The organism is Azospirillum sp. TSH20 (genome assembly GCF_003115935.1).
Taxonomy (GTDB): Bacteria; Pseudomonadota; Alphaproteobacteria; order Azospirillales; family Azospirillaceae; genus Azospirillum.
Map to the genome: position 1 here is coordinate 247401 of NZ_LGQU01000022.1, position 18910 is coordinate 266310.

The window sequence follows — 18910 nt, forward strand, 5'->3', positions numbered from 1 at the left end:
TGCGCTATCATCCCTGCGGAGGCGTGCATGTCGAACAATGCCGAAGTTCTGAACGCGATCCTGGATCTGAAGACCCACTTCGACGGGAAGTTCGAGCGGGTGGAACAGCGCCTTGACCGTGTAGAACAGCGTCTCGACAGCGTGGAACAGCGCCTCGACCGGGTGGAGCAGCGGCTTGATGGCGTCGACCAGCGCCTTGACGGCATAGACCACCGCCTCAAAGACCTGCAGGTCACCGTCCACAATCAGGGCGAACGCATCAGCCGGATGGAAGGCCGCCTGGACGAACAGTCACGCATCCTCTCCGCGCTGATTCCGACCCGCGTCGCCGCGGTCCCGCCCGCCGCTGAATGAGCGGAGGACGGCCGTCTCCCTCCCCGCTCCCCATCACGGGTATGGCCCGGCCCATCCGGACGAACTGAGCGACGTCGCTCGCCTCGCGCGGCTCGGCTTCGGGCTGTCGCGCGATCTGTTCGACCGCTATGCCGGGCTGTTCGGCATCGACAGCATCCGCGTCTTGAGAGTTCCACGAGCCACGGGCACCGTATTGGCCGCCTGTGCCGCGCACTGGATGATGGACCAGTGGTTCGGCGGACGACCTGTTCCGGTGCAGGCCATCGCCATGGTGGCGGTCGACCCCGCCCTGCGCGGCGCCGGTCATGGCAGCGCATTGATGCGGGCCCTGATGATGGAAGGGCGGAATGCGGGGGCGGCGCTTTCGGTCCTCTGCCCGGCAACCCTTCCCTTTTACCAGCGACTCGGCTTCGGCCGGGGCGGTGTCACCTGCCGCTGGAGCGCTCCACCGATGGCCTTCGCGCGAGCCGGGGCGACGGCAGCTTCGCTCCTGACCGCGGATCCGCTCGATGCCGCGCCGCTGGCGATGCTCCGCCGGCCGTTGCTGGCGGAGCAGAACGGCCTGCCGGAACGGACGGAGGCGCTGTGGACGCTCGCCCTCTGCCCCGATGGCGAACCGGCCGACCTCTATCGCAACGACGACGGCTATATCGCGGTGACGCCGCCGCAGGACCGGTGGCTTGCCGTCGCTGATGCCTGCCTGCCCTCGCCGCGGGCGCTGGAGCCCGCCATGGCCCTGCTGGCCGGTTTCCGTGCCCAGGTCGACCGGGTGACTTGGCGCGGCGGCCCCGACGACACGCTGGCGCTGATGGCCGGAGACGGCGTGACGCTGGAGATGCGCGAGGAGTGGCTGATCCGCCCGCTCGATATAGCGCTGTCGCTGGAGGCGCGCGGTTATCCGGCCGGCCTGTCGGAATCTGCCACTTTTGAGATAAAAGATCATTTAATCCCCGGTAACTGCAGGAAGTATCACCTTGAGGTTGCTCAATCCAGGGGAAACATCTCCGAAATGGAGCAAGTCATTGAACCACCGATCCGCCTGGGCGTGGCCGCCTTCGCCAGTCTGTTCACGGGGCATGCAAGCGCTCGTTCATTGTGGAGAACCGGTTTGCTTCATGGTGAAGAAAAGATGATCGACCGGTTGCACCGCATATTTTGCGGCGCACCGTCGTGGATGCCCGACCGCTTCTGAAATAAGTGGGTTTCCTGACCTGAATCAAACCGGACGTTAACCGAGCTGTGGTTCAATCGTCCCAATGATCGGGAGAAAAGGGTCGCCGCACAGGCGATGCCATCGGGGAGTCCAAAATCCATGACGATCGGAACGCGGATCGCGCTTGGCTTCGCCGCCGTGCTGCTGCTGACCGTGGGCGTGGCGTTCGTCGGCTGGAACAGCCTGAGCACCTATGCCGAGCGGGTCGATTTGGCGTCACACACCGCCGACCTCGACACCCGGCTGAAGTCGGTCCGGCTGGAGGAGGCGCGCTTCGTCACCGAACGCGATGCCAAGGCCGCGGCCAATGTTCCGGGAATGCTGGACGCCCTGCAGAGCGAAGCGCAGGAAACCCGCGCCGCCCTGACCGAGGGCGAGGGCCGGCGTCTGCTGGACGAGGTTCTGTCCGGCATCGACGGCTACCGTGGCGCCTTCGCCAATTTCGTCGCTCAGGACGGCGAGGCGCACGCCCGCACCGCCAGCATGGAAACGCGCGCCCGCGCGCTGCGTGAGATCGCCGAAAAGATCGGCAAGCAGCAGTCCGAACGCTATGATCTGAACATGGCCAGCAAGCGCGGCGCCGATACCGAGCTGCGCCACAGCATGGATACGGCCGAGCGCGCGAACCGTGTGATCGAACGGGTTCTGGAAGTCCGGCGTCAGCAGAGCGAACTCCGCCGCAACACGGACGAGGCGCTGGCCGACCGCATCGTGGCGGCGCTGGACGAGCTGGTGGAGACCACCGACACCGTTGCCAAGGACCTCGTCGGCACCAATGACGAGGAACTCGCCGCCCGGATCGCCGGCGATGCCCGCGCCTATCACGATACCGTCAAGGCCCTGCGCGGCAAGGGCGTCGCGGCGCTCACCGAGGCGGGGGTGGCCACCGGACTCGACGAGGCCGCGCGCGGCGTGCAGGAGCGCGCGGTGGAGTTGCAGCAGAATCAGGCAATGGTGACCGAGGCCCTGAGCGAGGCCTCCAAATACGCCCAGAGCGAGGTGAACGAGGCGGTGATGCTGCGCGGTCTGGCAATGCGGCTGGTGCAGGGCGCCCAATCCGCGATGCTGGGCCAGCGCGATTTTCTGCTGACCGGCACGGCCGACGCCAAGGCCATGGTCGACACCGCGGTGAAGGAGATCCTGGGGCTCGCCGAACAGGCCGGCGCCGTTCTGGTCGACCAGGAAGGGCGCGCGCTGATCGCCGCCATCACCGAGGCCGCGCGGGCCTTCGACTCGGAATTCGCCTCGCTGTCGTCCGCCGTCGCCAAGCAGCACGAGGCATCGGCGGCGATGGCCAAGGCGTCCGCGACGGTCAGCGGGCAGGTCGGCCGGCTGGTCAGCCTGCAGCGCGACGACCGCGAAGCCGGGCGCGCCAGCGCCGGGATGGTGATCGCCGTGGGGGCCGCCGTGGCGCTGATCCTTGGCATGCTGATGGCCTGGATCATCGACCGTGCCATCACCCACCCGTTGCACGCCATGACCGGCGCCATGGGCCGGCTGGCCGAAGGAGACCTGACGGTCGACGTCCCCGGCAGCGACCGCAAGGACGAACTGCGCAACATGGCCGCCGCCATGACCATCTTCAAGGACAACGCCCTGGAGATGCGGCGGATGGAACGCGAGCGGGAGGAGATGCGCATCCAGATCGACGCCGACCGTCGCCGCACGATGAACGAGTTCGCCAACGGCTTCGAACAGGCGGTGTCGGGCGTGGTCATGTCGCTGACCGAATCGGCCAACTCGCTGGGCCGGGATGCGCAGGAGATGTCGTCGGACGCGGCGCTGACCACCGCGAAGTCCACCGCCGTCGCCACGGCCTCGCAGCAGGCGACCGCCAACGTGCAGACGGTCGCGGCGGCGGCGGAGGAGTTGTCGGCTTCCATCGCCGAGATCTCCCGCCAGCTCAACGCCAGTTCCGCCACCGCCTCCGGTGCCGCCGACAAGGCGGTGCAGACCAACAGCATCGTCGAAGGGCTGTCGCTCGCCGCCGAGCGGATCGGCCAGGTCGTCGGCCTGATCGGCGAGATCGCCGAGCAGACCAACCTGCTGGCGCTCAACGCGACCATCGAAGCCGCCCGCGCCGGTGAAGCCGGCAAGGGTTTCGCCGTGGTGGCGACCGAGGTGAAGAACCTCGCCGGCCAGACCGCCAAGGCGACCGAGGAAATCTCCGCCCAGGTCGCGGAAATGCAGACCGCCACCACCAGCGCGGTGGACGCCATCCGCACCATCTCCGAAGCCGTGACCGCCATCAGCGGAACCGTCACCGACATCGCCCATGAGATGGAGCAGCAGGGCAGCGCAACCCGCGAAATCGCCCAGAATGTCCAGCAGGCGGCCGAAGGCACCCAGCAGGTGATGCGCAACATCGCCGAGGTGACCACCGCCGCCACCAAGACCGGCGGCGCCGCCGATGCGGTCCTGACCGCCAGCCGCACGCTCGCCACCCAGGCCGACCGCCTGCGCGGCGAGGTCCAGGGCTTCCTGAACAAGGTACGGACAGCCTGATTTTTCGAGCCTGCTTTTTAGGAGGGGTGCGGCAGCGGAGCCGCACGCCCGACCTCCGCGCCGTCAGGCCGCGGCGGCCGACCAGCGCCGGATCGGCGCGCGGGACAGGGCGGAGTTGCCGTAGGCGCGCAGGGTGGTGACCTCCGCACCGATCCAGTCCGGCAGCGGCACCATCTGGTCGGGAGAGTCCAACTCGACCTCCGCGATGACCAGCCCGGCATTTTCGCCGTGGAAGACGTCGATCTCCCAGCATAGCCCATCCTGACGGTGGCGGTAGCGCGTCTTTTCGATCACCCGCCCTTCGCAGCCATGGAGCAGGAGCTGGCAGGCGAAATCCAGTGCCAGCGGGTGTTCCACCTCGTCCCGGCAAGCGCCCCGCTTCAGCGATTTTATGGTCAGTGTGGCGCGGTCCTCCGCAATGCGGACGCGGACCGTGCTGGCGCCGTCGGACGGCAGGTATCCCTGGAGGATTCGGATGCCATCCCGGCAGAGATGCCGGACATCCTTGCGGACCAGAAAGCGCCGCTCGATTTCCAGTGCCATGGCTAGGCCCTTCGGACGATCTCGCCGACGACCCTAGCGGAAAGTCCCTGCCGGCTTCAACCTCGTCGCTCTGTGCGGAACGCAACCGAGACTGCATGCGCCCGTACTATGATGTGACGATCGGTCGCTACAGGTCCGGGAATGATGCTATCGTCGGTCGATGAACGCCGATCTCTCCGCCTGGATTCCTGGGGCCCTGATTCCCTGGCTGGTCCTGTTCGCCCTCTATGGGCTGCCGCTTCTGCATGTGGCGCTGTCGCGCCGTTGCGGCGGCTGGCGCCCGCCGGCCGGATCGCGCTGCCCGTTCGGGCCACGCGCCGGCTGGTTGGTGATGGTGCTGATGCTGGGGCCGGTCGGATGGCTGATGTTCGCGCTCCGCCGGCCCCGCCGCGCATCTGGCAGATAGCATCAGACAGACAGGCTGGGGATCAGATCCGGCCCATCAGCAGCAGAACGATCAGGACGATCAGCAGCACGCCGAGGATGCCGCTGGGACCATAGCCCCAGCCACGGCTGTGCGGCCAGGCCGGAACGGCACCGAGAAGCAACAGAATCAGGATGATGAGCAGAATAGTGCCGAGCATGGCCTTCTCCCTTCTGGTGGAGCATTTGTGACGGACAAGCGGAAACTGAACGGCATCCCCTGGACTTTGTTCCTGTCCGGCTCGAACGTGACCGCTTGCCACCACCAAGGGGGAAGGGCGCTCCTCCGGCGCTCCCCAAACGCGACGCGCCCAACCGTTCGGCGAGTTCACCCCTGTTGACTGTCGGCGACAGGCCGCTTAGGCTCCTCTCCATGATCGTGCATCGCTTCGACGGCATTCTGCGAATTAGCGGCCCGGTTCTCCTTTGAGAGCCGGGGATTTCGCTCGTCCATTCCGCAGAACCGTCTGAAGGTCCGATCACGCCATGTCCAAGACCATGAACACCGCTGCCGCATCCGCTTCGGATGCCCGTGTCACCGTGCCCGGTCGCCGCGTCGCCTTTTCCCTGGTCGCCGACGCCGATCCCGGCACCCTGCCCCGCATCCTCGAATATGTCGCCAAGCGCGGGCTGGTCCCGCTGACCCTGCACAGCCGGCTGACCGACGATACGCTCGCCATCTCCATGGAGGTCGGCGACCTGCCGCAGGCGGAGACCGACCATATCGGCCGCTGCCTGGGACAGATCCCGATGGTGGCGCGGGTCACCATCGCCGAACTGGCCGCCACCGGGTCTGCGGCCGAACTGGTGGCGGAACTGGCTGCGGCGGAATGAGAAGACGGGAAGCCGGTCAGACCGGCTTCCTTGGCTCACCCCCGGGGGTCGTGGCTTCGGTGGCCTGCGACTCCGGCAGTTCGGAAGACTGCGACTCGGGAACCGGCTCTTCGATCTCCGTTCGCATCAGTTCTGCGGCACGCTGCAGCTTGCGGAACTGGGCGATGGAGAATGGCAGGCTGACCATATAGACGGTGCCGACGATGGACAGCGTCCACCAGGGCTGGCTGACCATCATCGCGGCCAGCAGGCCGACACCGGCCAGCGCAGGCACCACCCAGTGGGCCGGGACCCGCGCGCCCTTGAAGGAGAAGGTCGGCAGGGTGCTGACCATCAGCCCGCCGATCAGCAGCGTCCACGGCACGATGACCGCCGGATGGCCGGGATATTGCGGCCCGATCTCGAACCCCAGGATCATCGGCAGCAGCACGAGGCCGGCACCGGCCGGCGCCGGTACGCCGGTGAAGTAGTTGTAGGCCCAGGGCGGCAGATCGACCACGCCGAGACGCGAGTTGAAGCGCGCCAGACGCAGGGCACAGCACACGGCATAGGCCATGGCGGCGATCCAGCCCAGGCTGCCCGCCCCGTTCAGCCCCCACAGATACATCATGAAGGCCGGCGCGACGCCGAAGCTGATGGCGTCGGACAGGCTGTCCAACTCCGCCCCGAACTTGCTCTGTCCGTTCAGCAGACGGGCGATTCGGCCGTCCAGCGCGTCCAGGATGGCGGCGATGACGATGGCGATGACCGCCGGCTCCCACCGCCCCTGCATGGCGAATCGGATCGCCGTCAGGCCGGAGCAGAGCGCCAGCACCGTCAGGACGTTCGGCAACAGGTGGTTGATCGACAGCCCTTTCAGCCGTGGATGCGGCCGGCCGGGACGGCGGGCCCGGTGCGGGCGGAAGATTTGCTGGCGGAAGACGGGCGGTCGTTTCATCGCCGCACGTCCCCTTGCCGTTGCGGTTCGGTGCCGTTCAGGTCGGCCAGGATCGTCTCGCCGCCGATGGCGGTCTGGCCGACGCAGACCAGCGGGGCGACGCCGTCGGGAAGATAGATGTCGGTGCGGCTGCCGAAGCGGATCAGGCCGAAGCGCTCGCCCGCCTTCACGTCCTGCCCGGCCTTCACCCACCATAGGATGCGGCGCGCCACCAGACCGGCGATCTGGACATAGGCGATCTCGCGCCCGTCCGGCAGACGGTGGCGGAAGGCCATGCGCTCATTCTCGTCGCTCGCCTTGTCCAGCGCGGCGTTGACGAAGGTGCCCTTGTGGTATTCGGCCGCCACGATGGTGCCGTCGGCCGGCACGCGGTTGACGTGGACGTTGAAGACGTTGAGGAAGACGCTGATCCGGGTCAGCGCCTTGTCGCCCATGCCCAATTCCTTCGGCGGCACCGCCTGGACGATCATGGTGACGCGCCCGTCCGCCGGACTGACCAGCAGGCCGGGCCGCGTCGGCGTCACCCGGTCGGGATCGCGGAAGAAATAGGCGCACCACAGGGTGAGCACCAGGCCGATCCAGCCGAGCGGCGCCCAGACGGCGAGACCGAGGATCAGGGAAACCACGGCGAATCCGGCGATGAAGGGCCAGCCGGCACGGTGGATGGGGACGACGACGGTATCGATGGCGGACATCGCCTGCTTTCTTCGTATTTTCAGACCACAGCGAACAGCCATTCTAGCTGTGCGTTCCGAGCCTTTACAGAATTTTAGCGGCCAGCGCCCATGCTGTCGTTTCCGTCGACCCAGAAGCCGAGCGTGCCGCCTTGTCCGTTCCCGATCTGAAGACCATTCAATCGCTGGCCGAAGTGCCGGACGGCGCCCTGCCGATCAATCCCGGTTCGATCGAGGTGACGCCGGAAGGCGTGCTGGGAATCGCCAAGCCGCCCCGCCCCTGCAAGCTGACCTTCATGGCCGACGGCCTGCCCTTCAACGTCGCCGTCCGGCATGAAAGCGCGGACGAAGGCGGCGGGTCGATCTGCCAGATTTGGGCCGATGTCGGCCATGTGCCCTACACCGCCCAGGCCCCGGAGCGCCGCCGCGCCCTGCTGGCGGTCCTGCGCGGGATCGAAGGGCTGCCACATGTCCGCTTCATCGTCCAGGGCGGGCAGAAGATCATCCTGTTCTCGGAAATCCGCCTGGAACATCACGCCTCGCCCGAGGACCTGTTCCACCAGACCACCCTGGTCCTGCAGGAAGCCCGTCCGTTCCTGCGGCTGCTGGGCGAGTATCTGTAGCGCGAGAAGGCGTCAGGAGGCGCCGCTCAGGCGTCCGGCCAGAACGACTCGTCCATCATCTCGGCGAAGCTCCACGGGCACTCCGAGGGAAAAACTCGACGCGAAATGCCGGTTTCGCGTTCGGCCGCAATCAATGAAAGCCGGTATGCATCCTCTACGGACTCCCCAAGCGATGACTTGAGGCTCGGGTTGTCGCGCAAATGGGCGGCAAGCCGATAGCGCTGCTCCTCGATGCTGAGGCGCCAGCTGTTGCCACGCAGCGGCGCCTGATAGCGCCATTTCAGCAAATGAAGGAGCAGAACGACCAAGCGGTTGACCAGTTCACGCTTCTCGCTGCGCCCCATGCTCTCGATCTCCTCGGCGATGTGCTCGATGTCCGCCGCGTCGAGCTTGCCGGCCCGCAGAAGGGCGGCCTGTTCGTTCGCCCAGGCGTAGAAATCGCGGTCGTAGAGGCTGCTTCCATCCATGGCCCACCTCCCCACATCGCCGATCCGCACGGGCGGACCGGAGGCACACTCCCCCGGTCCGCCGCGCGGAATCGCAGTGCTTACTTCGGAACCTTGCCCTGCACGCCTTCGACGTACCAGTCCATCTTCAGGATCTGCTCGTCGGTGGCATGCTTGCCTTCCGGAATGACGACCTTGCCGGACTGGTCCTTGACCGGTCCCTGGAAGGAGTGGCGCTTGCCCGACACGATGTCGGCCTTGATCTGGTCGGCCAGCGTCACGACGTCGGCCGGGATGGCCGGGTTGTAGGGAGCAAGTTCGACCATGCCGGACTTGATGCCGCCCCAGGTGTCGATCGGCTTCCAGGTGCCGTCCAGCACCGCCTTGACGCGGTCGACATAGTAGCCGTTCCAGTCCTCGACGATCGCGGTCAGGTGCGACTTCGGACCGAAGCGGGTCATGTCCGACGACTGGCCGACCGACCACAGCCCGCGCTCCTGCGCGGTCTGGATCGGGGCCGGGCTGTCGGTGTGCTGGACGATGATGTCGGCGCCCTGGTCGGCCAGAGCCTTGGCGGCCTCGGCTTCCTTGCCGGGGTCGTACCAGCTGTTGACCCAGACCACGCGGACCTCGGCCTTCGGGTTCTGCTCGCGCAGCGCGATGGTGAAGGCGTTGATGCCGCTGACCACCTCGGGAATCGGGTAGGAGCCGATATAGCCGATGATGTTCGACTTGGTCATCTTGCCGGCGATCGCGCCGACCACCGTGCGGGCCTCGTAGAAGCGGCCTGAATAGGTGGCGACGTTCTCGGCGCGCTTATAGCCGGTGGCATGCTCGAACTTCACGTCGGGGTGGCGCTTGGCCACCTTCAGCGTCGGGTTCATGAAGCCGAAGGACGTGGTGAAGATCAGCTTGTGGCCGCTGGAGGCCAGTTGCTCGATCACGCGCTCCGCGTCGGCGCCTTCCGGCACATTCTCGACGAAGGTGGTGGTGACCTTGTCGCCCAACGCCTTCTCCACGGCCAGACGGCCCTGGTCGTGCTGGTAGCTGTAGCCGTGGTCGCTGACCGGGCCGACATAGACGAACCCGACCTTCAGCTTCTCCTGCGCGAAGGCGGACCCCATGCCCACGCTCAGCGCGACCGCGGCACCGGCCAAGCCAAGCACCGCCTTGCCCATCGTCCTTCTGTTCACGTCGACGCTCCTTGTTCTTCAGGTCTTTTAGAGTTCTGCTGATCTTTAGATATGGGCTTTGTTTCGATTTCAAAACGACGCGTCAAGCATCGGGATGAAACAGTTTTCCCAGACAGGCCGGCGCGTTCAGGCGGATGCGGGCGACGTCCCGCGAAATCAGCACCAGAACCAGAACGGTAGCCAGATACGGCAGCATCGACAAGAGCTGCGACGGCACGTCAATGCCCAGCCCCTGGACGTGCAGCTGCAGGATGGTGACGCCACCGAACAGCCAGGCGCCCAGCATGGCGCGCGCCGGTTTCCAGGTGGCGAAAACCACCAGTGCCAGCGCGATCCAGCCGCGGCCCGACGTCATGTTCTCCGCCCACATCGGCGTGTAGTCCATCGACAGGAAGGCGCCGCCCAGCCCGGCCATTGCCCCGCCGAACAGCACCGCCAGAAAGCGGATGCGCAGCACCTTGTAGCCAAGCGCATGGGCTGCCGTGTGGTTCTCCCCCACCGCGCGCAGCACCAGACCGGCGCGGGTGCGGTAGAGGAACAGATGCACCAGCGGCACGGCGGCCACCGCCAGATAGACCATCACGTCCTGCCCGAACACCGCCTGCCCCACCACCGGGAGGTCGGTCAGGACCGGGATGTACAGCTTCGGCAGCCCGTCCAGCGGGATGCCGACGAAGCCCTGGCCGATCAGCGCCGACAGGCCGACGCCGAACAGGGTGAGCGCCAGCCCGGTCGCCACCTGATTGGCCAGCAGGAACAGCGTCAGCACGGCGAACAGCGAGGCGGTGGCGGCACCCGCCAGCGCGGCGACGAGGAAGCCGGCGGTGGCGCTGCCGGTCTGCACCGTCACGGCAAAGCCGCAAACGGCGCCGACCAGCATCATCCCCTCCACACCGAGGTTGAGGACGCCCGACTTCTCGACCACCAGCTCGCCGAGGGCGGCGAGCAGCAGCGGCGTCGCGGCGGCGAACATGGCGGCCAAGATCGGGCCGATCAGGGCGAGGTCGTTCATGCCACGGCCCTCCGCGCACCGAAGCGGACCCGGTAGCGGATCAGCACATCGCTCGCCAGCAGGAAGAACAAAAGCATGCCCTGGAACACTCCGGTGATGGCCTTGGGCAGGCCCATGGCGATCTGCGCCGCCTCGCCGCCGATGAAGGACAGCGCCATCAGCAGCGCCGCCAGCAGGATGCCGACCGGATGCAGCCGGCCCAGGAAGGCGACGATGATGGCGGTATAGCCGTAGCCGGGCGAGATGCTGGCGGTGATCTGGCCGATCGGGCCGGCGATCTCGCCCATGCCGGCGATGCCGGCGAGCGCGCCGGACAGCAGCAGCGTCAGCCAGACGATGCGCTTCTGGTCGAAACCGGCATAGCCGGCGGCGGCCGGGGTCAGGCCGATCACCTTGATCTGGAAGCCGATGAAGGTCCGTGCGATCAGCAGCCAGCCGCCGGCCACCGCCAGCAGCGCGAAGAGCGCCCCCAGATGGACACGCGTCCCCGCCCACAGGATCGGCAGCGTGGCATCGGCCTCGAACAGCCGCGATTCGGGGAAGGCGAAGCCGTCCGGGTCGCGGAAGGGGCCATGGACCAGATAGTTCAGCAGCAGCAGAGCCACATAGTTCAGCATCAGGCTGGTCAGGATCTCGCTGGCGTTGAAGCGCAGCCGCAGATAGGCCGGCACCGCCGCCCACACCGCCCCGCCGATCGCCCCGCCGATCACCATCAGCGGCAGCAGCCACCAGCCGCCCTCGCCATAGAAGGCCAACGCCAGCCCGCCGCCGGTGATGGCGCCCAGCGTCAATTGCCCTTCGGCGCCGATGTTCCAGACATTGGCGCGGAAGCCGATGGCGAGCCCGACGGCGCAGAGCACCAGCGGCGTCGCCTTCACCACCAGCTCGCCCAGCCCACGCACCGAGGTCAGCGGCGCGATGAAGAAGGAATAGAGCGCCTTCAACGGGTCGAAGCCCATCGCCATGAACAGGATGAAGCCGCTGAGCAGGGTCAGCACCACCGCCAGCAACGGCGTGGCATAGACCATGGTCTTCGACGCCTGCCCGCGCGGTTCCAGACGGATGAAGCTCATGCGGCGTCTCCGGCGCTCAAAAAACCATCAGACCGCACGCGTGATCTCCCCGTCTTCGTCCGGCGGCGTGCCGAACAGGCCGCCCATCAGCAGGCCGATGCGTTCCACCGTCGTCTCGTGCGTCGGCCGGCTGTCGGACAGGCGGCCGTGGAACAGCACGGAAATGCGGTCGCTCAGCACGAACAGCTCGTCCAAGTCCTGGCTGATGACCAGCACCGCCGCACCCGACCGCGCCAGATCGATCAACGCCTTGTGGATGGCGGCCGCGGCACCGGCATCGACGCCCCAGGTCGGCTGGCCGACGACCAGAAGCTTCGGCTTTTGCAGGATTTCGCGGCCGATGATGAATTTCTGCAGATTGCCGCCGGACAGCGACCGCGCTTCCGCCCGATGGCCATGGGCGACAACGTTGAATCCGCGGATGATGGTCTCGGCATAGGCACGGGCGCGGGCGAAATGGACCATGCCGCCGCGCACCAGAGGCTCGCGGGCATAGCCGGACAGCAGCGCGTTCTCCGACAGGCTCAGTTCCGGCACGGCGCCGCGGCCCAGCCGCTCCTCCGGCACGAAGGCGAGGCCGAGTTCGCGGCGGGCCCGCGGTCCCAGATGACCGGCCGACGAGCCCTCGATCACCACGGCGTCGGCGTCGGCCAGCAGCACCTCGCCGCTCAGCGCCGCCATCAGTTCCGCCTGACCGTTGCCGGCGACACCGGCGATGCCCAGGATCTCGCCCGCCCGCACTTCGAAGCTGACATCCTTCAGGTTGGTGGCGAAGGGATTGTCGGAGGTCGTCGACAGGTGGCGCACCGTCAGACGGGCGGTCCCGGCGGCGCCCTGCGGCGGCCGTTCCGGGGTGGACAGTTCCGCCCCCATCATCATCTCGGCGAGGCTGCGTGCGGTCTCCTGCCGCGGATCGGCGTCGCCCACCACCTTGCCGGCGCGCAGCACCGTCGCGCGGCTGCACAGGGCGCGGATTTCCTCCAGCTTGTGCGAGATGTAGAGGATCGTGCAGCCTTCGGCGGCCAGGACGCGCAGCGTCTCGAACAGCTTGGCGGCCTCCTGCGGCGTCAGGACCGAGGTCGGCTCATCCATGATCAGCAGCTTCGGGTCCTGCAACAGGCAGCGCACGATCTCCACCCGCTGCCGCTCGCCCACCGACAGGTGGAAGACATGGCGGCCGGGGTCGAGCGCCAGCCCATAGCGTTCGGAAACGGTGCGGATGCGGTCGGCGAGCTGGTCCATTGGCCCGGCATTGTCGAGGCCGAGCGCAATGTTCTCCGTCACCGTCAGCGTGTCGAACAGCGAGAAATGCTGGAACACCATGCCGATGCCGAGCCGGCGGGCGCCGGCCGGATCGGGCACCGTCGTCTCCACCCCCTGCCACAGCATCGTGCCGGAATCGGGGTGCAGCACCCCGTAGATCATCTTGACCAGGGTGGATTTGCCGGCCCCGTTCTCGCCCAGCAGCGCATGGATCTCGCCCGGCTGCAGCACGAGGTCGACATGGTCGTTGGCCAGGCAGCCGGGGAATCGCTTGGTGATGCCGCGCAGCTCCAAACGGGGCGGCGGAGCGTCCGGGGGTGAGGTCTCGGCGTGCGAAGGCAAGGGGGAGCAATCCGCGAAAAGGTCAAACCTGCATGGCATTGCCAAAGCCATGCCACCGCTACCAACAGAGTAATCCGGCGGCACCACCGGCCGTCAACAACCGATCCTCTGCCCAACGGTGATGCATCTGCCGCTTTGGTCATCATGCCACAGTCGGCTGCCGCAACCCAGCCTTCCGCAACGCGGCAGACTCTTGCCAGCGGGCCCGTTCGGCCCAACACTTCAGGCTATCGAGTGATGGGGAGGCTAGGATGTCGGCGGGTTACGCAGTGCTGGACCAGCGGAGCGTGGTGGCGGTTTCGGGCGAGGACCGCAAGGCCTTCCTGCAGGGGCTGGTGTCCAACGACGTGCTGCGGGTCACGCCCGACCATGCCGCCTATGCCCTGTTCCTGACCCCGCAGGGCAAGTTCCTGCATGATTTCAGCATCGTCGAGTCGGACGGCGGCGAGGACGCCGTCCTGCTGCTGGATCCGGAAACGGATCGGCGCGCCGACCTGCTGCGGCGGCTGAAGATGTACAAGCTGCGGTCGAAGATCGCCCTGGAAGACCGGGCCGACCGGCTGCGCGTGGCCGTCGCCTTCGGGGACGGCGCGCTGGAGGCGCTCGGGCTGCCTGCCGAACCGGGGGCGGCCCGGCCCTTCGCCGGCGGCGTCGCCTTCACCGATCCGCGGCTGCCGGCCTTGGGCGCCCGCCTGTTCCTGCCGGCCGATGGGGTCGTCGCACTGGCGTCGGCCGGATTGGCGCAGCGTGAGGTTGCGGGCTACGACCGGCTGCGCCTGTCGCTCGGCGTGCCCGACGGCACGCTGGACCTGATCCCGGAAAAGTCGATCCCGCTGGAAAGCCGGATGGACGCGCTGAACGCCATCTCCTGGGACAAGGGCTGCTACATGGGGCAGGAACTGACCGCCCGCACCAAATACCGCGCCCTCATCAAGAAGAAGCTGTTCCCCGTCACCTTCGACGGCGCGGCGCCGGAAGCGGGGACTCCGGTGACGCTGGACGGCAAGGATGCCGGCGAGATCCGCAGCGCCCGCGATGGCGCCGCACTCGCCCTGCTGCGGCTGGAGGATGTGCAGCGTGCGGCCGAAAATCGGCTGACCTTCCAGGCCGGTCCGGTGACGCTGAGTCCGCACGAACCGGACTGGGACCACACCTCAAAGGGGTAGTCACTCACCAAAAGAATTCCCGGAAGGTGAAATAAAACGGGCTCCGTCGCTGTTGTTCCGATGTCTCTCGACACACGAACCTCGTGTCCTCGACACAACGACAAAGGAGCCACCCCCATGCGTCGCATCCTGATCGCTACCGCCGCTTCGCTGGCTCTCATGACCGGAGCCGCCGTCGCACAGACCACTTCGCCGACCGTGGGCAACCCGTCTTCCTCCACCTCCAGCATGTCCAACACCGCGGCCCCGGACGGCACCAAGACCGGCACGACGAAGTCGGATACGATGAAGTCGGACGCCACCAAGTCTGACAGCATGACGTCCGGCAGCGCCGCCACGTCCGGCGGCCTGGGCGGCCAGCTGGCCAGTGCCGACGAGCTGATCGGCAAGAACGTCTACGGCCGGGACAACAACAAGATCGGCGAAATCGAGGACGTCATCCTCGACGCCAACGGCAAGGCCAAGCAGCTGGTCATCAGCTCGGGCGGCTTCCTCGGCATCGGCGAGAAGCAGGTCGCCGTCGATTACAGCGCCGCCAACTGGGATTCGCAGAACAACCGCCTGAACCTGGCCGGCATGAGCCGCGACGACGTGAAGTCGATGCCGGAGTTCAAGTACGACGACACCATGACGTCGCTGAACAAGAGCCGCAAGCCGGCCGAGACTGAGAAGGTCGCACCGGGCGCCGCCCCGACCGCCGGTTCGACCGGCACCACCACCACGAAGTAAGGGGTTTCTGACGGTGTGGGGGTCTGCCCCCCACACCTCACCCCCGCAGCAAATCCACGAACCGTCTGCAGGCCACGATCTCCGCGCGCACGTTCGCGCGGCGCTTCGTGGCCTCGGCGTCTTCGCCCCATTGCTCGATCTGATAGGTTTCGTCCAGCTGCGAGACCTCGAACGCCTCTTCGGCGCTGAGGCGGCCTTCCAGCAAGGCCAGCGCCACGACGATCGACCCGCAGACGCCGGTCGCGGTCTGCAGCGCCGACAGATACCAGTCGTCGGTCCGCTCCACCACCCGGCGCAGGGCGGCCAGCGCCTCCTCCGGCTGCGGCTTCGGCATCAGCCCGGCGCAGACATGCAGCGGCGCGTCATATGTCAGCGCCGCCCAATCCAGCAGCGGCTGCCAGAGCTGCGCCTGCCGTTCCACCAGCGGCTGGGGATGTTCGGCGCGGTAGCACAACAGGTCGGTGCCGGCATAGGCGCTGATGGCCTGGACGATGTCCGGCCGCTTGGCCGGGATCAGGTCAACGGCGGTGCTCGATAGCTGCATCAGCGGCATGGAATGAGCGTCGATCTGGTCGCCCTGCGCGGCCCATTCGTCAGCCACGCCCTGGGCCAGCGGCCGGCTGGAGAAGACCAGCGGCGCCTTGGCGGGGCTGCGCACCGGACGGCCGTCCAACTCGACCTGAAAGCCGCGCTCGGTCTCGCCGACGCCCGCCGCCTTGTAGAAACGCTTCATCGCTTACCCTTCCAAAAGCTCCAGCACCGCGGTGGCGACGTCACGCCCGCGGTGGACGATGCGGTCGGCCCCGGCCCGCTCCAGCTCCGGCACCGCATGGTACCCCCAGGAGACGCCGACCGACCGCACCCGCGCGTTGCGGGCCATCTGAATGTCGTAGGTCGTGTCGCCGATCACAACCGTCGCCGCCTCGTCCGCACCGGTCTCCGCCAGCGCACGCTGCACCATGTGCGGGTTCGGTTTGCCGGGACCGACATCGGCGGTCTGCAGCGTCACGAAACGACCGGTCAGCCCGTGCCCCTTCAGCACCGCGTCCAACCCGCGACGCGACTTGCCGGTGGCGACGCCCAGCAGCACACCCGCTTCCTCCAGAACCGCCAGCGTGTCGACGATCCCGGGAAAGAGCGGCTCGTCCACCTCACCGCGGCTGCGGGCGGATGAGAAGGCGCGCTTGTAACTCTCCGCCACCGCGACATGGGTCTCGGCCTCCCGCTGCGGCAGCAGAAGGGCCACCGCCTCCACCAGCGACAGGCCGACCATGCGGCGAACATCGGCCGGGTCGGGTTCCCCCAGCCCATGCTCGGCCCAGGCCTGGGTCATGGCGTCGATGATGGCGAACTGGCTGTCGACCAGGGTGCCGTCGCAATCGAACAGCGCGAGACGCAGCGGCGCTTTCCCCGCGGAGGCCATCACTCGAAATCCTCGAACGGGTCGTCGCGCAGGTTGGGGCTGAAACCGAAATACTTCCAGGTCGCCTGCATATGGTCGGGCAGCGGCGCCGTCACGTCGATGGTCTTGCCGCCGCGCGGGTGCGGCAGGATCAGCCGGCGGGCATGCAGGTGCAGCTTCTTCGCCACCTCCGCCCCGGCCAGGAAGGCGCCCTGCCCGGCATATTTGCCGTCGCCCAGGATCGGCGTGCCGACGGCGGCCATATGGACGCGCAGCTGGTGGGTGCGGCCGGTCAGCGGCCACATGGCGACGAAGGCCGCCTGCTTGCCGACATTCTCCTGCACAGAATAGACGGTGACGGCGCGCTTGCCCTCTTCCTTGTTCTCCGCCACCCGCTCGCCATGCGGGCCGCCTTCCTTGGCCAACGCGAGGTCGATCTTGCCCTGGTAGGGCGTCGGCACACCGACGGTGACGGCCCAGTAGATCTTGCGCACGGCGCTGCCGCGGAACAGCTCGGTCAGCTTGCTGGCGGCGAAGGTGGTGCGGGCCAGCAGCAGCACGCCCGAGGTGTCCTTGTCCAGCCGGTGGACCAGCTTCGGCCGCTCGTTGCCATCGAAGCGCAGGGCGTCCAGCATGGCGTCGAGGTGCTTGGAGGTGCCGGTGCCGCCCTGCACCGCCAGACCGGCCGGCTTGTTGATGGCGATGACATCGGCGTCGCGATAGAGCACCAGCGCCTGCAACTCGGCGATCTGCTTGTCCGACATGCCCTTGGGCTTGCTGGCCCCCTGACTCGGCCCCTTGACCGGTGCCGCCCAGGCGGCCAGCGGCGGAATGCGCACGCTCTGCCCGGCCACCAGCCGCGACGACGTCTCCGCCCGCTTGCCGTCGATGCGGACTTGGCCCGTACGCAGCAGCTTCTGCAGATAGCTGTGGTTCACGTCGGGGAAATGCCGCTTGAACCAGCGGTCCAGCCGCATGTCGGCCTCGTCGGCCGTGACGATGCGGGTTTCGACCTTGCTGTCGCTTTTGGCTTCAGTCGACGTGGTATCAGCGTGATCGGGAGAGTCAGTCATCAGATGGACACCGAAACAAGAGAACGCACGGCCCACAGGCCGGCAAAGAAGCCCACCACGCTGAACAGCGTCGAGGCGAGGAAGTATCCCGCCGCCGCGGCGATCTCGTCACGGGCGACGAGGACGCCGATGTCCAGCGTGAAGGAGGAGAAGGTGGTGAAGCCGCCGAGCACGCCGACCAGCAGCAGGGCGCGGATTTCCGGCGACGGCGACCATGTCAGGCTCGCCAGTTCCGACAGCACCCCCATCACCGTACAGCCGATCAGGTTGACGATGATCGTCCCCATCGGAAAACGGGTGCCGACCCACTGCGCGATCAGCAGCAGCGTCAGATAACGCGCCACCGAACCGGCGGCACCTCCGACGGCGACGGCGAGCAATGACAGGGGGGATGCGAGCACGGCGCCTCCGGACGAGCGCTTGAAACGGGAAACGAGGGTCGAGCGCCGGATTAGAGCCAGAAACCGGCGGACTTGTCACGCGATGGACTATCGCGGCAGGATCGTCGGCATGGAAACCCTCCCCGCTCCCCTGCCCACCAACACCGCTTTGCTGCTCGTCGACCTGCAAAAGGCCATCGACGACCCGCGCTGGAGCCACGTCGGCCCGCGCAACAACCCCGATGCGGAGGCCAACGTCGCGGCCTTGCTGGCGGTCTGGCGGCGGGAGGGGCTGCCCATCGTCCATATCCGCCACGATTCGACGGAGCCCGACTCCACCTACCGCCCCGGTGGCCCCGGCCACGCCTTCAAGGACGAGGCGATGCCGCTGCCGGGAGAGACGGTGATCGGCAAGCGGGTGAACAGCGCCTTCATCGGCACCGGCCTGGACGACTGGCTGCGCGCCCGCGGCATCGGCGCGCTGGTGGTGGCCGGCGTCATCACCAACAACAGCGTCGAGGCGACGGTGCGGATGGCCGGCAACCTCGGCTACGATGTGCGACTGGCGGCCGACGCCTGCTTCACCTTCGCCCGGAAAGACCGGTCGGGGAGGCTGCGCACGGCCGACGAAGTCCACGACCTGTCGCTCGCCAACATGGATGGGGAGTATGCGACGGTGGTGGACACGGCGGAGGTGTTGGGAGAGGTTTCGCGCTGATTGCCCC

General features: G+C 67.4%; 22 protein-coding genes. 9 read left to right on the forward strand and 13 right to left on the reverse strand.

What is annotated here, in order from left to right:
- Nucleotides 1-27: 27 nt before the first annotated feature.
- From TSH20_RS06550 to TSH20_RS06560, 3 genes are all read left to right on the forward strand, one after another.
- Nucleotides 28-354, forward strand: a complete 327-nt coding sequence (locus TSH20_RS06550; protein WP_109073963.1) for a hypothetical protein — start codon at nucleotides 28-30, stop codon at nucleotides 352-354.
- Nucleotides 347-1546, forward strand: a complete 1200-nt coding sequence (locus TSH20_RS06555; RefSeq protein WP_282183565.1) for a GNAT family N-acetyltransferase — start codon at nucleotides 347-349, stop codon at nucleotides 1544-1546. The genes TSH20_RS06550 and TSH20_RS06555 overlap by 8 nt, the downstream gene beginning before the upstream one ends.
- 120 nt (nucleotides 1547-1666) lie before the next feature.
- Nucleotides 1667-4072: a HAMP domain-containing methyl-accepting chemotaxis protein gene (locus tag TSH20_RS06560; protein WP_109073964.1), complete on the forward strand. Its 2406-nt coding sequence runs from the start codon at nucleotides 1667-1669 to the stop codon at nucleotides 4070-4072.
- A 63-nt stretch (nucleotides 4073-4135) separates the two neighbouring features.
- Here the strand turns inward: TSH20_RS06560 and TSH20_RS06565 are convergent, their stop codons facing one another.
- Nucleotides 4136-4615, reverse strand: coding sequence for a CYTH domain-containing protein (locus tag TSH20_RS06565; protein ID WP_109073965.1), 480 nt, complete (start codon nucleotides 4613-4615; stop codon nucleotides 4136-4138).
- Between the two features lie 160 nt (nucleotides 4616-4775).
- Here TSH20_RS06565 and TSH20_RS06570 point away from each other — a divergent pair, with 160 nt between their 5' ends.
- Nucleotides 4776-5021: a hypothetical protein gene (locus TSH20_RS06570; protein ID WP_109073966.1), complete on the forward strand. Its 246-nt coding sequence runs from the start codon at nucleotides 4776-4778 to the stop codon at nucleotides 5019-5021.
- A 22-nt stretch (nucleotides 5022-5043) separates the two neighbouring features.
- On the opposite strand, the gene TSH20_RS06575 is transcribed toward TSH20_RS06570, so the two are convergent.
- On the reverse strand, nucleotides 5044-5199 hold the full coding sequence (locus TSH20_RS06575; protein WP_082860756.1) for a DUF3309 family protein: 156 nt from the start codon (nucleotides 5197-5199) through the stop codon (nucleotides 5044-5046).
- A 325-nt stretch (nucleotides 5200-5524) separates the two neighbouring features.
- Here TSH20_RS06575 and TSH20_RS06580 point away from each other — a divergent pair, with 325 nt between their 5' ends.
- On the forward strand, nucleotides 5525-5872 hold the full coding sequence (locus TSH20_RS06580; RefSeq protein WP_109073967.1) for a hypothetical protein: 348 nt from the start codon (nucleotides 5525-5527) through the stop codon (nucleotides 5870-5872).
- Between the two features lie 16 nt (nucleotides 5873-5888).
- On the opposite strand, the gene TSH20_RS06585 is transcribed toward TSH20_RS06580, so the two are convergent.
- Nucleotides 5889-6809 carry a phosphatidylcholine/phosphatidylserine synthase gene (locus tag TSH20_RS06585; protein WP_109073968.1) on the reverse strand — a complete coding sequence of 307 codons (921 nt, stop codon included), beginning with the start codon at nucleotides 6807-6809 and terminating at the stop codon, nucleotides 5889-5891.
- Nucleotides 6806-7504: a phosphatidylserine decarboxylase gene (locus TSH20_RS06590; protein WP_247871187.1), complete on the reverse strand. Its 699-nt coding sequence runs from the start codon at nucleotides 7502-7504 to the stop codon at nucleotides 6806-6808. The genes TSH20_RS06585 and TSH20_RS06590 overlap by 4 nt, the downstream gene beginning before the upstream one ends.
- Before the next feature lie 131 nt (nucleotides 7505-7635).
- Here TSH20_RS06590 and TSH20_RS06595 point away from each other — a divergent pair, with 131 nt between their 5' ends.
- Nucleotides 7636-8106: a hypothetical protein gene (locus TSH20_RS06595; protein ID WP_109073970.1), complete on the forward strand. Its 471-nt coding sequence runs from the start codon at nucleotides 7636-7638 to the stop codon at nucleotides 8104-8106.
- A gap of 26 nt (nucleotides 8107-8132) precedes the next feature.
- Here TSH20_RS06595 and TSH20_RS06600 read toward each other — a convergent pair whose 3' ends face one another.
- The 5 genes from TSH20_RS06600 to TSH20_RS06620 all read right to left on the reverse strand — a co-directional run bounded on the left by TSH20_RS06600 (nucleotide 8133) and on the right by TSH20_RS06620 (nucleotide 13435).
- Entirely contained in the window at nucleotides 8133-8573 is a 441-nt protein-coding gene (locus tag TSH20_RS06600) for a DUF29 domain-containing protein (RefSeq protein WP_109073971.1), read from the reverse strand.
- Nucleotides 8574-8653: 80 nt separating this feature from the next.
- Nucleotides 8654-9730 (reverse strand): BMP family ABC transporter substrate-binding protein, encoded by a 1077-nt coding sequence (locus TSH20_RS06605; RefSeq protein ID WP_109073972.1) that lies wholly within the window; start codon nucleotides 9728-9730, stop codon nucleotides 8654-8656.
- A gap of 97 nt (nucleotides 9731-9827) precedes the next feature.
- Complete coding sequence (locus tag TSH20_RS06610) at nucleotides 9828-10757, reverse strand: ABC transporter permease (protein WP_109073973.1); 930 nt, start codon at nucleotides 10755-10757, stop codon at nucleotides 9828-9830.
- Nucleotides 10754-11830, reverse strand: a complete 1077-nt coding sequence (locus TSH20_RS06615) for an ABC transporter permease (protein ID WP_109073974.1) — start codon at nucleotides 11828-11830, stop codon at nucleotides 10754-10756. Before TSH20_RS06615 ends, TSH20_RS06610 begins: the two co-directional genes overlap by 4 nt.
- Nucleotides 11831-11857: 27 nt before the next feature.
- Nucleotides 11858-13435 (reverse strand): ABC transporter ATP-binding protein, encoded by a 1578-nt coding sequence (locus TSH20_RS06620; protein ID WP_109073975.1) that lies wholly within the window; start codon nucleotides 13433-13435, stop codon nucleotides 11858-11860.
- Between the two features lie 251 nt (nucleotides 13436-13686).
- On the opposite strand from TSH20_RS06620, the gene TSH20_RS06625 reads away from it, so the two are divergent.
- Nucleotides 13687-14601: a folate-binding protein YgfZ gene (locus tag TSH20_RS06625; RefSeq protein ID WP_109073976.1), complete on the forward strand. Its 915-nt coding sequence runs from the start codon at nucleotides 13687-13689 to the stop codon at nucleotides 14599-14601.
- 117 nt (nucleotides 14602-14718) lie between these two features.
- On the forward strand, nucleotides 14719-15330 hold the full coding sequence (locus tag TSH20_RS06630; RefSeq protein ID WP_109073977.1) for a PRC-barrel domain-containing protein: 612 nt from the start codon (nucleotides 14719-14721) through the stop codon (nucleotides 15328-15330).
- 37 nt (nucleotides 15331-15367) lie between these two features.
- On the opposite strand, the gene TSH20_RS06635 is transcribed toward TSH20_RS06630, so the two are convergent.
- The 4 genes from TSH20_RS06635 to crcB are packed head-to-tail and all read right to left on the reverse strand — an operon-like array spanning nucleotide 15368 to nucleotide 18206.
- Complete coding sequence (locus tag TSH20_RS06635) at nucleotides 15368-16063, reverse strand: ATP12 family protein (protein ID WP_109073978.1); 696 nt, start codon at nucleotides 16061-16063, stop codon at nucleotides 15368-15370.
- A gap of 3 nt (nucleotides 16064-16066) precedes the next feature.
- Nucleotides 16067-16753, reverse strand: a complete 687-nt coding sequence (locus TSH20_RS06640; protein ID WP_109073979.1) for an HAD-IA family hydrolase — start codon at nucleotides 16751-16753, stop codon at nucleotides 16067-16069.
- Nucleotides 16753-17805, reverse strand: a complete 1053-nt coding sequence (locus TSH20_RS06645) for an RluA family pseudouridine synthase (protein ID WP_109073980.1) — start codon at nucleotides 17803-17805, stop codon at nucleotides 16753-16755. The genes TSH20_RS06640 and TSH20_RS06645 overlap by 1 nt, the downstream gene beginning before the upstream one ends.
- A complete protein-coding gene (gene crcB / locus TSH20_RS06650; protein WP_109073981.1) occupies nucleotides 17805-18206 on the reverse strand; it encodes a fluoride efflux transporter CrcB in 402 nt (133 codons plus the stop codon). Before crcB ends, TSH20_RS06645 begins: the two co-directional genes overlap by 1 nt.
- A gap of 109 nt (nucleotides 18207-18315) precedes the next feature.
- Here crcB and TSH20_RS06655 point away from each other — a divergent pair, with 109 nt between their 5' ends.
- Nucleotides 18316-18903, forward strand: coding sequence for a cysteine hydrolase family protein (locus TSH20_RS06655; RefSeq protein ID WP_109074077.1), 588 nt, complete (start codon nucleotides 18316-18318; stop codon nucleotides 18901-18903).
- The last annotated feature ends 7 nt before the right edge of the window (nucleotides 18904-18910 follow it).